Source organism: Acinetobacter sp. UBA991 (assembly GCF_002292065.1).
In the GTDB taxonomy this organism is placed as follows: domain Bacteria; phylum Pseudomonadota; class Gammaproteobacteria; order Pseudomonadales; family Moraxellaceae; genus Acinetobacter; species Acinetobacter higginsii.
This window is the reverse complement of sequence record NZ_DBBF01000018.1, coordinates 44,492-57,128: the sequence shown is the minus strand read 5'-3', so window position 1 is coordinate 57,128 and position 12,637 is coordinate 44,492. Positions and strand designations below refer to the sequence as shown.

14 protein-coding genes and 1 pseudogene are annotated in these 12,637 nt (G+C 41.2%); 2 read left to right on the top strand and 13 right to left on the bottom strand.

Annotated features, from left to right (window positions below):
- Positions 1 to 2: 2 nt before the first annotated feature.
- Positions 3 to 197 (bottom strand): 50S ribosomal protein L35, encoded by a 195-nt coding sequence (gene rpmI / locus B2727_RS07385; RefSeq protein WP_004804484.1) that lies wholly within the window; start codon positions 195 to 197, stop codon positions 3 to 5.
- A 237-nt stretch (positions 198 to 434) separates the two neighbouring features.
- Here rpmI and B2727_RS07380 point away from each other — a divergent pair, with 237 nt between their 5' ends.
- Positions 435 to 1,688, top strand: a complete 1,254-nt coding sequence (locus B2727_RS07380; RefSeq protein WP_005207075.1) for an MFS transporter — start codon at positions 435 to 437, stop codon at positions 1,686 to 1,688.
- Positions 1,689 to 1,722: 34 nt separating this feature from the next.
- Here the strand turns inward: B2727_RS07380 and B2727_RS07375 are convergent, their stop codons facing one another.
- The 7 genes and pseudogenes from B2727_RS07375 to thrS all read right to left on the bottom strand — a co-directional run bounded on the left by B2727_RS07375 (position 1,723) and on the right by thrS (position 7,344).
- Positions 1,723 to 2,148 (bottom strand): YqaA family protein, encoded by a 426-nt coding sequence (locus tag B2727_RS07375; RefSeq protein WP_005207073.1) that lies wholly within the window; start codon positions 2,146 to 2,148, stop codon positions 1,723 to 1,725.
- Between the two features lie 64 nt (positions 2,149 to 2,212).
- Positions 2,213 to 3,063: pseudogene (locus tag B2727_RS07370) on the bottom strand (arylamine N-acetyltransferase family protein).
- Positions 3,064 to 3,183: 120 nt separating this feature from the next.
- Positions 3,184 to 3,627 (bottom strand): hypothetical protein, encoded by a 444-nt coding sequence (locus tag B2727_RS07365; RefSeq protein ID WP_033133841.1) that lies wholly within the window; start codon positions 3,625 to 3,627, stop codon positions 3,184 to 3,186.
- Positions 3,624 to 4,244, bottom strand: a complete 621-nt coding sequence (locus B2727_RS07360) for a glutathione S-transferase N-terminal domain-containing protein (protein ID WP_004804476.1) — start codon at positions 4,242 to 4,244, stop codon at positions 3,624 to 3,626. Before B2727_RS07360 ends, B2727_RS07365 begins: the two co-directional genes overlap by 4 nt.
- A 128-nt stretch (positions 4,245 to 4,372) precedes the next feature.
- Positions 4,373 to 4,693 (bottom strand): DUF7709 family protein, encoded by a 321-nt coding sequence (locus tag B2727_RS07355; RefSeq protein WP_033133840.1) that lies wholly within the window; start codon positions 4,691 to 4,693, stop codon positions 4,373 to 4,375.
- Positions 4,694 to 4,864: 171 nt separating this feature from the next.
- A complete protein-coding gene (gene infC, locus B2727_RS07350) occupies positions 4,865 to 5,416 on the bottom strand; it encodes a translation initiation factor IF-3 (RefSeq protein WP_081400781.1) in 552 nt (183 codons plus the stop codon).
- A 5-nt stretch (positions 5,417 to 5,421) separates the two neighbouring features.
- Positions 5,422 to 7,344, bottom strand: a complete 1,923-nt coding sequence (gene thrS / locus B2727_RS07345) for a threonine--tRNA ligase (protein WP_005184776.1) — start codon at positions 7,342 to 7,344, stop codon at positions 5,422 to 5,424.
- Positions 7,345 to 7,608: 264 nt separating this feature from the next.
- On the opposite strand from thrS, the gene B2727_RS07340 reads away from it, so the two are divergent.
- Positions 7,609 to 9,255, top strand: a complete 1,647-nt coding sequence (locus B2727_RS07340) for an acyl-CoA synthetase (RefSeq protein ID WP_033133839.1) — start codon at positions 7,609 to 7,611, stop codon at positions 9,253 to 9,255.
- Between the two features lie 38 nt (positions 9,256 to 9,293).
- Here B2727_RS07340 and yjgA read toward each other — a convergent pair whose 3' ends face one another.
- Genes yjgA through panB form a run of 5 tightly spaced genes read right to left on the bottom strand, consistent with a single transcriptional unit; the run spans position 9,294 to position 12,629 of the window.
- Positions 9,294 to 9,830, bottom strand: coding sequence for a ribosome biogenesis factor YjgA (gene yjgA / locus B2727_RS07335; protein ID WP_005207061.1), 537 nt, complete (start codon positions 9,828 to 9,830; stop codon positions 9,294 to 9,296).
- Between the two features lie 2 nt (positions 9,831 to 9,832).
- Entirely contained in the window at positions 9,833 to 10,102 is a 270-nt protein-coding gene (locus B2727_RS07330; protein WP_004804467.1) for an HPr family phosphocarrier protein, read from the bottom strand.
- Complete coding sequence (gene rapZ, locus B2727_RS07325; RefSeq protein WP_004804464.1) at positions 10,099 to 10,950, bottom strand: RNase adapter RapZ; 852 nt, start codon at positions 10,948 to 10,950, stop codon at positions 10,099 to 10,101. The genes B2727_RS07330 and rapZ overlap by 4 nt, the downstream gene beginning before the upstream one ends.
- A 20-nt stretch (positions 10,951 to 10,970) precedes the next feature.
- A complete protein-coding gene (gene panC / locus B2727_RS07320) occupies positions 10,971 to 11,816 on the bottom strand; it encodes a pantoate--beta-alanine ligase (protein WP_004804463.1) in 846 nt (281 codons plus the stop codon).
- Positions 11,817 to 11,819: 3 nt separating this feature from the next.
- On the bottom strand, positions 11,820 to 12,629 hold the full coding sequence (gene panB / locus B2727_RS07315) for a 3-methyl-2-oxobutanoate hydroxymethyltransferase (RefSeq protein ID WP_004655682.1): 810 nt from the start codon (positions 12,627 to 12,629) through the stop codon (positions 11,820 to 11,822).
- Positions 12,630 to 12,637 lie beyond the last annotated feature (8 nt).

Genomic DNA, 12,637 nt, shown 5'->3' with positions numbered 1-12,637 from the left:
CCTTAGATGTATGGGCACATAGCACGAACTGATGCAACGTCACTTACGTGAACCATTACACAGCCGCGCAATTGACGGATACGCTTAGCAGATTTTTTGGTCAAAATGTGGCGTTTGAACGCTTGTTTACGCTTAAAGCCGTTTGCAGTCGCTTTGAAGCGTTTAGCTGCACCACGGCGAGTTTTCATCTTAGGCATAACAACCTCTTTTGAACACCTGTTCGGAACGTTTGCACCATTGCAAAAACGACCTGCAGGTAAGGGAGCCAGTATTCTAAAGCATAGCAAGCTAAAACGAAAGTAAAATGCTCATTTTTTGATAGTAAATCGTCTCTTTTCTATAAACGTTATTTTCTATAACCAATTCTCAAATTACGAGAAACATCCATAAAATTAACACCTATAATAAATACAAGCTCTTAAATTCAAAAGAATATGACTATACAAAATGATGCTTTCGCTGCATTACGGTACCGAGATTTCTCTATTGTGACCGTTAATCAATTCTGCTTAACACTGGCAATTTTGATTCAGGAAATTATCGTCGCCTATTCACTTTATCAAATCACCCGTGATCCACTCACCTTGGGTTTCATTGGTCTGGCAGAAGCGATTCCATTTATCACGCTGTCTTTATGGGGCGGTTATTTCGCCGACAAATTGAATAAACAGACCATTATGAAAATCTGCTTATTCTTTTCGATTCCATTACCTTTAATTCTCTGGACACTGTTTCATTTACACGGCTTAGAAAAAATTGGTATCAGCACGCTGTCTTGGGGTATCTATGCCGTGATTTTTGCTTTAGGGACCATTCGAGGTTTTTATAATCCATCGGCAACCTCACTTAAACCTTTTCTAATTCCGCGTGAACTGTATGCCAATGGTGCAACATGGACTACAATTGGATGGCAAAGTGGTGTGATCATCGGTCCTATGCTCGGTGGTTTTATGCTGGCATTTCTGGGACGTGAAACCAGCTTATTTGCTGTTACGGCTTTATTGGCCACCTGCTTCATCTTAATTACGCGTTTACAAAATCGTACTTTCCCTAAAATGGAAACGGAGAATGTACTACAAAGCCTGACTGATGGTTTCCGCTTTATCTGGAAAACTAAAATCGTTTTATGGGCAATCTCACTTGATCTAGTATCGGTTCTATTTGGTGGTGTGATTGCGTTATTGCCAATTTTCGCTGAGGAAATCCTAAAAGTCGGCCCTGAAGGTCTTGGCTATTTACGTGCCGCTCCATCTATTGGTGCTCTCATCACCATGATTGCACTCACCAAATTTCCTCCGATGCAACATGCATGGCGAAATATGTTATTAGCGGTAGCAGGTTTTGGTATTTTTACCATTCTGTTCGCCTTCTCAAATCATATGTGGCTTTCATTATTTGCCTTAGCCATGACCGGTGCTTGTGACAGTGTTTCAGTCGTGGTTCGTCAAACCATCTTGCAAATTTTCCCACCTGAAAATATGCGCGGTCGTGTCGCGGCAGTGAATGGGATGTTTGTTTCTTCAAGTAATGAACTGGGGGCTTTTGAATCAGGTCTCGCAGCCAAATACCTCGGCACAATCACGGCAACTATTCTTGGGGGTTGTATGACCCTTGCTGTAGTAAGTTACTGCTGGTTTAAAACCAATGACTTATTCAAAGTCGATATTACGAAAGGTTCGGATCACTAAATAAAAGGGAAAGAGCCCATCTTTCCCGTCCTCATTAAAAGAGCCCGATATATAAAGCATATAACGTTAAATAACGCCCACCTTTGGCGATGGTGACAATCAATAAAAATCGCCAAAAGTTCTCTTTCATCAACCCAGCAATCAAGGTAATGGGATCACCAATCACAGGAGTCCAACTTAGTAGTAAGGAATAAAAGCCATATTTATGATAAATCTGCTGTGCTTGTAACAACCGTTGTTCTGAAACAGGAAACCATTTCTTATCTTTAAAATGCTCAATTTTTAATCCAAGCCACCAATTCACACAGGAACCCAAGACATTGCCAATGGTCGCAACCAAGATGAGATAAAAAGGATTGGATAAACCTTGTATCAGCAAGGTCATTAATACCGCTTCAGACTGTAAAGGCAATAAGGTGGCAGCACCAAAGGCTGAGAGAAACAATAACAAATAAGACATCAAAACAAGGTTCTCTCAAACAGGCAGCCACACATCATCAAGAGCAGACCATATAACGTGAACGCTATGGATTCAAGGTTAATTTTGCCCAAGTCGCTTCAAGCATCTCCTGCGAAATATCAATCCGAAAGACTGCTTTAATCACACCCTCAAATTCATCCAAGGTGTTTAACTCTTTCTTGTCAGAGCTTTCTTTGCCATGTGTTCTTAAAACACGATCTTTTAAGGTTATTCGCATTTCTGCATTGGCAGTAGATAACATTAAATACTGGGTAAATAAGGATTCAGGCGAAGTCGAAATGTACCAGTTTGCAACTACAGCATCTGCATCTGCAATTTGTTGGTTGGGGTTAATCGAATAGACATTGATCCATTGATTATGAATACAGACTTGCAACATATAAGTCATTTCCGTCAGCACTGTCACATCTAAACCGCTCTGGGCAGCTTCAACAAATCTAAAAGGCTCTAACGGTGTCTGCTGTGTTTCACCTATATGCTCAAGTGATAAAACCGTGGTCGGGGTCATCCCCCAAATCCGGGATCATACAGAAACAATTGCTGATCAATACATACCAGTGTGACCAAATGAGTTCTCACCGGAGTACTGACAGGCGAACTTTGATAATAGACTCGACCGAGTACGTTATATGCCTTATAACCCAGTTCAGTTAAAACAATTCTGGTTAGGGTACTGTGTTCTAAACAATAGCCTTCACGATTTTCAATTAATAATTTTTGCGCAAGTGGGTCTGACGCTAATGAAACCTCCTCTCCTAAAAAAGAGGATAAATTACCAAAAGGAATAGCTTGTACATGAAGACTTAATAGGCTTTTTAGATTGGCCAAAGTTGGAGAGAAATCTCCTTCAAAACCAAGCTTTTTTAAATAAAGGGCTGATTTTTTTGCTTGCATGATGCTTTATCTTTTTTGAACTTAAAGCATCGTAGCCTGAACATGCATAGACTAGATGAAAAATTACACAATTATAAAATAGTCAGGCTTACATGCCCGAAATCATAGCGTTTGCAAAGATTAATTTTTGGTTTTCGCTTTTTTAGACCGAATAGAAAAATACATAACTGAAAAAACGAATGGAAAAAGGAATGCGATCCAAAATGTAAGATCAGACTTAACCATTTTTTGGTACCACGTCAGCTGCATTTCACCTGCAGAGACTGCTGCCCAGTCAATAGACACAGTAAGGTCAAGATAAATGTATAACAATAGATATACACTTAAAAATCCAACAAACACCCCTGAACTAAAATACGAGTTTCCAGTTTCAAGCTGCAACCACGCAAATAAAGATGAAAAAATTAAACTGAGACTTCCTATAAAGGCTAGAACAATAAACCAGAAAATATCAATTCCAAGAAAATACTGCATGAGGCTGCATGAAATTGCCGTAAGCAACAACAATCCCATCGCAATCGCCCAATGCTTTAAGTAGCAGTGTCGTCCAATACCTTGATTCATCCAACTTTGATCGACAAGGCTTTTTGTATTGCAGGGCGAGCTGTTAAGCGTTCAATATAATCTTGCACATACGGATAGTCTTCAAGTTGAATGCCCTGCCATTCGTAACGCAATGCCCAAGGTAAGATCGCCATATCCGCAATCGAGTATTCGCCTGCTACAAACTTTTGACCAATCAACTGTTTGTTTAAGACACTATACAAACGCTTGGTTTCATTGACATAACGATCAATCGCATAAGGAATACGTTCAGAGGCAAACTTATTGAAGTGGTGATTTTGCCCAAGCATTGGACCAAATCCCCCCATTTGCCACATCAACCATTGTTCAACCTCGACTCGCTCTTGCTCATCGGTCGGATAGAACAAACCTGTTTTTCGACCTAAATATTGTAGGATCGCACCCGACTCAAATACTGAAATCGGTTCACCTCTTGGACCATTTTGATCGACAATTGCTGGAATTTTATTATTGGGAGAGATTTTTAAAAAATCAGGCTGGAACTGATCATTTTCCAAAATATTGATTGGAAAAATCTGATATTCGAGCCCCATTTCTTCTAAGGCGATTGTTATTTTATGGCCATTGGGTGTACCCCAATAATATAAGTCAATCATTTTATATTGTCCTATTCATCGTTATCTTGACTGTTGTTGCGTTATAGCACACTTCCTACTTATTGATCAGTAGACAAGCACGAAAAGAAACAATAAAGCGGTGTTTTCAAAGACAATGTTGCAAAGATTTAAGCTTGATTATCCAAGAATTCTTTGGCTTTCTCTCCAACGAATTTACGACCAGCATTACTGCCATTGATCCACTCTTCCACAGAGAACAAATCAAACATCCCGACTTTAAATAAGGTGGGCACCGCTAAAATCAGTTCATCTTCAACCGTACCTCGAACGCCTGCATTATATAAATTAATATTGTGCAGCATGGTCGCGACGGTACCGGTTTGTACTCGACTACCATCTTTGAGTTTAACTTGAGGCAGAACTTCGCCTTCTTGCACCACTTTTTGATTAATTTCAGAGAGTTGTTGAGTACCAGTAATTGTAGACATATCTTATTCCTATTTTTAAATAGTGTAATTATCAACAAACCCTATCATAGCTTGTTTTCATCTGTTCCAATGATGCTGAGAATTTTTTTAACAGATTTATCTCGAATTAGGTTATACATTTTTAGGCATAAAAAAGCACCGCTGAGAGCGGTGCTTTTTTTATAAGAAAAATTACTTTTTCTTTTTCGGACCAATTAACATGCCCATTTGACGACCTTCCATCTTCGGCGCTTGTTCAATCACGCCAAATTCAGCAACGTCTGCTTCAATTTTTTGCAATTGAGCCAAACCAAGCTGTTGATGTGCCATCTCACGACCACGGAATCGCAAAGTGATTTTTACCTTATTCCCTTCTTCAAGGAAACGTAAAATTGCACGCAATTTAATTTGGTAATCACCTACATCCGTTGCAGGACGTAATTTGATTTCTTTCACTTGCACTTGATGCTGTTTTTTCTTCGCATCTTTTTGCTTTTGCTTTAAGTCAAATAAGTGCTTGTTGTAGTCCATGATTTTACAAACAGGTGGTTCTGCATTCGCCACAATCTCAACAAGGTCAAGATTAGCTTCTTCTGCAGCACGCAATGCTTCATTTAATGAAACAACACCTTTTTGTTCTCCATCTGCAGCGACGAGGCGTACTTCTTTCGCACGGATCTCATCGTTAATTGCAGGACGGTTACTTTTAGCACCTTGTTGTTGGTTACGGTCAGGCTGTTTAATCTTTATTACTCCACGATATACCGGCCACGTTCGGCAACGGCAGATTTCACTAAGTCAATAAATGCATCTACTGACATAGTACCTAAATTTTTTCCTGAGCGAGTACGCACATTGACTGTACCTTCTTCAACTTCTCGATCACCGAGAACAAGAAGGTAAGGAATACGCTCTAGGGTACGCTCACGAATCTTAAATCCGATCTTTTCATTTCTCAAGTCAGAAATAGCACGAAGACCATTTTCTTTGAGTTTTGCGACCACTTGCTCACTTGCTTCCGCTTGTGAATCCGTAATATTCATGACACAAGCTTGGATTGGTGTAAGCCATGGTGGCATGAAGCCCGCATAGTGTTCAATTAGTATACCAATAAAACGCTCGAAACTGCCAAGAATTGCACGATGAAGCATGACTGGTTGATCACGATCATTGTCTTCAGTGACATAAGATGCATCTAAACGGATTGGTAAGTTGAAGTCACACTGGATTGTACCGCATTGCCAGATACGGCCTAAGCAGTCTTTCAATGAGAATTCAATTTTCGGACCGTAGAATGCGCCTTCACCTGGTTGTAAGTCCCAAGCCAAGCCAGCATCATCTAAAGCATCTGCTAAAGATTTTTCAGCCAAGTCCCAAAGTGCATCATCACCCACACGCTTTTCTGGACGTGTAGACAATTTCATTTGCACTTCTTCAAAACCGAAGTCTTTATACACATCCAAAGTCAGCTTAATAAAGTCTGCAACTTCTTTACCAATCTGTTCTTTGGTACAGAAGATATGGGCATCGTCTTGAGTAAAACCACGAACACGCATAATGCCGTGCAAAGAACCTGATGGCTCATTACGATGACAAGAACCAAATTCAGCTAGGCGAATTGGTAAATCACGGTAAGATTTCAAACCTTGGTTAAAGACCTGTACGTGACATGGGCAGTTCATTGGCTTGACTGCATAGTTACGACTTTCAGAGTGAGTCGTAAACATATTTTCAGCATAGTTTGCCGCATGCCCAGACTTTTCCCAAAGCGTAAAGTCTACGATTTGCGGTGTCTTAATTTCTTGGTAACCATTGTCTTGCTGAACTTTACGCATGTATTGTTCAAGCACTTGGTAAATCGTCCAACCGTTCGGATGCCAGAACACCATACCCGGTGCTTCTTCTTGCATATGGAACAAGTCTAATGCCTTACCAATTTTACGATGGTCACGCTTTTCAGCTTCTTCAATACGTTTGATATAAGCAGCTAACTGTTTTTTATCAGCCCAAGCAGTACCATAAATACGTTGTAGCTGTTCATTCTTCGCATCACCACGCCAGTAAGCACCAGAGATTTTAGTGAGTTTGAATGATTTTAAGAATTTAGTGTTAGGTACGTGTGGACCACGGCACATATCTAAATAGTCTTGATGGTAGTACAAGCCCATTTGAGTTTCATTTGGCATGTCTGCAATCAAGCGTAACTTGTATTCTTCACCGCGTGCTGTGAATTCAGCGATCACATCTTCACGTGGTGTCATCTTTTTGATGACGTCATAATCTTGGTCGATGAGCTTTTTCATGCGCTCTTCAACTGCAGCCATATCATCCAAAGTAAATGGACGTGGCATCCAGATGTCGTAGTAGAAACCTTCTTCGATCACAGGACCGATCACCATTTTCGCTTCTGGGAACAATTGCTTAACAGCATGTCCGACCAAGTGCGCACATGAGTGACGAATGATTTCTAAACCTTCTTCATCTTTAGGGGTAATAATCTGAACTGTCGCATCTTCTGTGATTAAATCACAAGCATCCACCAAGCGATCATTGATACGGCCAGCAACAGTATTCTTTGCAAGACCTGGACCAATGCTCTGAGCAAGTTCCATCACAGAAATCGGATGATCAAACTGTTTCTGATCACCATTTGGTAAAGTAATGATTGGCATAATAAAATCCTTAAGGAGTGATGCCCTATACGAAGGAGCATATCACCGCGAGATTATGTATTGAGGCAAGCCTCAAAAAATAAAAAACGGCGGATAAAAAAGTATCGAAGATTTTACACGGGTTTAGCTATGGATGAAACCTCTGAACCAGAAAAACCCGAGATCAGTTCAGATTCATCTCCGACTAAAGCCTAAATGATTTAGACTCGATGACAGTCTAGGTTAATACCAATAAATGAAAAAAACGGAAATGGAGCAAGACACATGGTAAGTGCATATGACGAACTACCCAGAAATCCAGCAAATTTTGTTGCTTTATCACCCTTACGCTACTTGGAACGGGCTGCTTATATTTATCCCAATCAAGCTGCAATTATCCATGGCCAACGCCAAATCACATGGCAACAGACTTATCAGCGCTGCCGTCAGTTTGCGCATCAGCTCCGTCATTTAGGTATCCAAAAGAACGATACAGTTTCAGTGCTATTGCCTAATATCCCTGCCATGATTGAAGCACATTTTGCAGTGCCGATGGCTGGCGCAGTTCTGAATACCTTGAATACCCGTCTCGATGCCAAGACCATTGCATTTATGCTGGAACATGCTGAAGCTAAAGTGCTATTGGTCGATCCTGAATTTCGTCAGGTTGCAGAAGAAGCACTCAAGCTTGTTCCACAGGACATTATTGTGATTGATGTCTTTGATACTGAGTTTGATGGTGAACAAATTGCAATTGGTCAATTTGAATATGAAGCATGGATAGCACAAGGTGATCCTGCCTTTGAATGGTTACTGCCTCAAGATGAATGGGATGCAATTAGTCTGAGTTATACCTCAGGTACCACAGGCAATCCTAAAGGTGTGGTCTATCATCATCGTGGTGCTTATCTGAATGCCGCAAGTAATATTTTGGCCTGTGGTATGAAACCTCGTGCTGTATACCTTTGGACCTTACCTCTGTTTCATTGCAATGGCTGGTGCTTTGCTTGGTCAATTGCAGCCAGTGGCGGTACTAATATTTGTCTGCGTCGTGTCGATCCGGCATTAATTTTCAAATACATTGCAGCATACAAAGTAGATTATTTCTGTGGCGCACCAATTGTATTGTCCATGCTCATCAACACGCCAAGCGAACAGAAAACGGCTTTTGAGCATGATGTTGAAGTTATGGTGGCAGGTGCTGCACCACCTGTAGCAATCATTGAGGGGATGCGCAATATCGGTATTAACGTCAATCATGTTTATGGTTTGACTGAAACCTACGGTCCTTCTGCCTTATGTGCTTCACAGGCTGGCTGGAGCGATTTATCCATTCAGGAGCAAGCACAACTCCACTCTCGTCAAGGCGTGCCTTATCCTTTGCAAGACAGCATGCGTGTGCTTGATCCAGACACCATGCAACCGGTACCCAATGATGGAAAAACCATGGGTGAAATCATGTTCCGTGGCAATATCGTGATGAAAGGTTATTTGAAAAATGCCCAAGCCACAGAAGAAGCATTTAAAGGTGGCTGGTTTCACACAGGTGATTTAGCTGTGAGTCATCCTGATGGTTATGCCAAAATTACGGACCGCTCGAAAGATATTATTATTTCAGGTGGAGAAAATATTTCCTCGCTCGAAGTTGAAGATGTGCTTTATCGCCACCCTGCTGTGCTCACTGCCGCAGTGGTAGCCAAACCTGATCAACGCTGGCAAGAAGTGCCGTGTGCTTTTATTGAACTCAAACAAGGAGCATCCGCATCGGCTGAGGAAATCATTGCCCATTGTCAAAAAGAACTCGCTCGATTTAAAGTCCCAAAAGATGTGGTGATTACTGAGATCCCCAAAACTTCGACAGGGAAATTACAGAAATTTATTTTAAGAGAATGGGCAAAGGAACGGGCGGCAGATAGCTCAGTAAACTCATAATCAAAAAAGAAGTTTCCTTGGAAACTTCTTTTTTAGTTTTAACCTTGTTCAGATAACAAAGCAACTTGTTGTACGTAATTCACAAATTTAAGCTTAGATGCTGCAAGGTCTTCTTCACTCACTTGCTGCTTCATATCACGGTGAATGCGCAAGACATGCTGACGCAAGGTATGGCGTTCAGATGCATTAAACACCTTACTAAACTCATTGATCACTGGATCACCTTGGTCAATCATACGGTCAACCCAACGCATTAATTGCATTTGTTTTTTAGCACCTTGCTGCGGTGTTAAATAAGATAAAATGATGGTTTCATCTTCATTTCGCAATAATTTACCGATACGTAAAAATTGACGACGGCGTGCTTCATGCGCACTAATATTTTGTATTTCAAGTAAAGCATCAATGAGACGCTCATCAACTGGAAGTTTCTGAATCTGTTTTTTATTCAGTTGAGCCAATTGCTCACCCAAAGCTGCCATTCGCTGCACAGCTTTTTTTTGCTCAGTTCTACTCGCACGTCCTTCTAATGACTCAAAATCTTCATCGGTATAACGTTGGGTACCACGTGCCACTATTACTCTGCCTCGTAAAATTTTGCTGCGAACAGCGTTTGAATTTCTTCCAGTGCCTTATCTTCATCAGCACCTTCAATCACCAATCTTAATGTAGTGCCTTTACCCGCACCTAACATCAACAATGACATAATATTTTTTGCATCAACTAATTTATCGCCTTTACCAATTTGGATAGAAGAACGAAACTTGGTCGTCACTTCAATTAGTTTACCAGATGCGCGAGCATGTAAGCCGAGTTTATTAATTACATCAATTGTTGTGTCTATCATGACCAGTGCTTCATTTCTCTATGTAAGATTTGGACAGCCCATTTTGCCTCAAGGGCTTGTTTGAGTCTATCTACGATATAAACCGAACGATGTTGCCCGCCTGTACATCCCACAGAAATGGTCATGTAATGGCGATGCCCTTCTGCAAAAGCAGGCAACCACTTGTCTAGAAAAGTATAAATATCTTCAAACATCTCATTGGTTTGTTGACTACCTTCTAAAAAGCGGCGTACAGGCTCATCTAAACCTGAAAAACGGCGTAATTCTAAATCCCAATGCGGATTTGGTAAATGTCGTACGTCAAAAACATAATCTGCGTCTAACGGAATACCATGCTTATAACCAAAGGACTGTAAAATGACGATTAAATTATCTGACTGCCCAAGCTTAGACAATAAAATATGTTTTAAATCATGAACACTTTTATCCGTTGTATCAATATGCACCGTGGAACGGAATTGTATCGGAATGAGCAATTGCTTCTCTTCCTGAATACATTGCAACAGACTATTAAAGCGACTGGCCAGAGGATGTGGTCGACGTGATGCACTAAAGCGCGCAATCAAGTCCTGATCCTGTGTGGTTAGATAAATAATATCAACCGTGCCGTGCCGTTGTAACTGCTGAAACACATGATCAAACTCTTGCATATCCGCACGGGTACTTCGGATATCGACGCCTAATGCGAGTTGCTCCAGATTATTTTCATGATCAAGTTTTGCCACAATTTCAGGCAATAACGCCAAAGGTAAATTATCTATACAATAATAGCCCAAGTCTTCAAGCACTTGCAGTGCAGATGATTTTCCTGAACCGGATTGACCTGTAACGATAAGAATACGCTTCATGGCGTTTTGCCCTTCATTTTTTATGTTTTAAAGTCGATTTGTAGGTTATCAATCAACCGTGTTGAACCAAGCTTGGCTGCAATAAATAACACCAAGTTTTGGTCAAATTGTTGAATCGGTTGCAAGTTGGTTTGTCGAGCTTCCACATAATCCACAACAAAACCCACTTGTGTCAATTGAGCAGAGATATTTTCTAACACTTGTGACAAAGCTTGTCCTTCATGCAATTGCTGTTCAGCTTGTTTGAGCAGTTGGTAAATCGTCGGTGCAACAACACGTTGCTGTTCAGTCAAATACCCATTACGCGAGCTTAAAGCAAGACCATCTTCAGCACGGACAATCGGCACACCAATGACTTCTAATGGCATATTCAGGTCTTGTACCAACTGGCGAATCACCGCCAATTGCTGATAGTCCTTTTGACCAAAGAAAGCAAAATCAGGTTGGACGATATTGAACAGTTTGGTGACCACAACTGCAACGCCGTCAAAGTGACCTGGACGTGATTTCCCACACAGGTCATCGGTAATTTGACCCACACTAATATTGGTCAAACGTGGTTGAGTGCCATACATTTGCTCAACCGTTGGGGCAAAAATAATATCGCAACCAACATCTGCCAATAAACGGCTATCTTGCTCTAAAGTACGTGGATAGCTATCAAAATCCTCGCCTGCACCAAATTGAATTGGATTGACGAAAATACTCACCACCACCACATCACACAGTTTTTTTGCTTCACGCACCAAGGTCAAATGACCTTCGTGCAAGTTCCCCATGGTTGGCACAAAACCAATCAATTTTTTTGAACTGCGCGCAGGCGCAAGTGATGCAGTTAAGCCTTGTATTGTTGTTTCAGTTTTCATGAATTAAAGCTCAACTTGGAAAGTATGTTCCTTGGCTGGAAACGACTGGTCTTGCACTGCGGCATGGTACGATTTAAACGCATCAACAATCGCGGTTTCACCCGCTTGTTCTTTCATAAAGTTGCGCACAAAACGTGCTACGCGACCAAAGGTCAAACCGAGCATATCTTGTACCACCAAAACCTGACCATCAGTTTCATTGCCCGCGCCAATTCCGATCACAGGCGTATTCGGGAATAATTCAGCAATTTCTTTGCCCAATTGAGCTGGCACACACTCAAGTAATAAAACCGCAGCGCCTGCATCAACTACTGCTTGGCAATCTGCGATCAATTGATCTGCTGCTTCGCGTGTTCTTGCTTGTAGTTTATAGCCACCAAACACATGTACAGATTGTGGTGTTAAACCTAAATGGACACAGACAGGGATACCATTACGGGTTAATACCGTCACCAACTCGCTAAGCCAAGCCCCACCTTCAATCTTGACCATTTGTGCACCGACTTGCATTACAGTCTTGGCATTTTTCAAGCCATCTTCAAGCGTTGCATAGCTCATAAATGGTAGATCAGTCATGATTAAGGCATGCGCATTACCACGACGTACAGCTGCGGTATGGTAAGCCATATCTTCGACAGTGACAGGAAGTGTAGAGTCTCTGCCTTGAATCGCCATTCCTAGAGAGTCACCGATTAAAATCGTATCAATTTCAGCCAATTCCATAGCTTTAGCCATACTTGCATCATAGCAAGTAAGACATGAGAACTTGCGTCCTTCGGCTTTAAACTTTCTTAAGTCACTTAGACTAATCATGATGATGT

Excerpts from the sequence above, each read along its gene's own strand:
- rpmI (WP_004804484.1), bottom strand. The coding sequence starts at position 197 with ATGCCTAAGATGAAAACTCGCCGTGGTGCAGCTAAACGCTTCAAAGCG.
- B2727_RS07380 (WP_005207075.1), top strand. The coding sequence starts at position 435 with ATGACTATACAAAATGATGCTTTCGCTGCATTACGGTACCGAGATTTC.
- B2727_RS07375 (WP_005207073.1), bottom strand. The coding sequence starts at position 2,148 with ATGTCTTATTTGTTATTGTTTCTCTCAGCCTTTGGTGCTGCCACCTTA.
- B2727_RS07365 (WP_033133841.1), bottom strand. The coding sequence starts at position 3,627 with ATGAATCAAGGTATTGGACGACACTGCTACTTAAAGCATTGGGCGATT.
- B2727_RS07360 (WP_004804476.1), bottom strand. The coding sequence starts at position 4,244 with ATGATTGACTTATATTATTGGGGTACACCCAATGGCCATAAAATAACA.
- B2727_RS07355 (WP_033133840.1), bottom strand. The coding sequence starts at position 4,693 with ATGTCTACAATTACTGGTACTCAACAACTCTCTGAAATTAATCAAAAA.
- thrS (WP_005184776.1), bottom strand. The coding sequence starts at position 7,344 with ATGCCAATCATTACTTTACCAAATGGTGATCAGAAACAGTTTGATCAT.
- B2727_RS07340 (WP_033133839.1), top strand. The coding sequence starts at position 7,609 with ATGGTAAGTGCATATGACGAACTACCCAGAAATCCAGCAAATTTTGTT.
- B2727_RS07330 (WP_004804467.1), bottom strand. The coding sequence starts at position 10,102 with ATGATAGACACAACAATTGATGTAATTAATAAACTCGGCTTACATGCT.
- rapZ (WP_004804464.1), bottom strand. The coding sequence starts at position 10,950 with ATGAAGCGTATTCTTATCGTTACAGGTCAATCCGGTTCAGGAAAATCA.
- panC (WP_004804463.1), bottom strand. The coding sequence starts at position 11,816 with ATGAAAACTGAAACAACAATACAAGGCTTAACTGCATCACTTGCGCCT.
- panB (WP_004655682.1), bottom strand. The coding sequence starts at position 12,629 with ATGATTAGTCTAAGTGACTTAAGAAAGTTTAAAGCCGAAGGACGCAAG.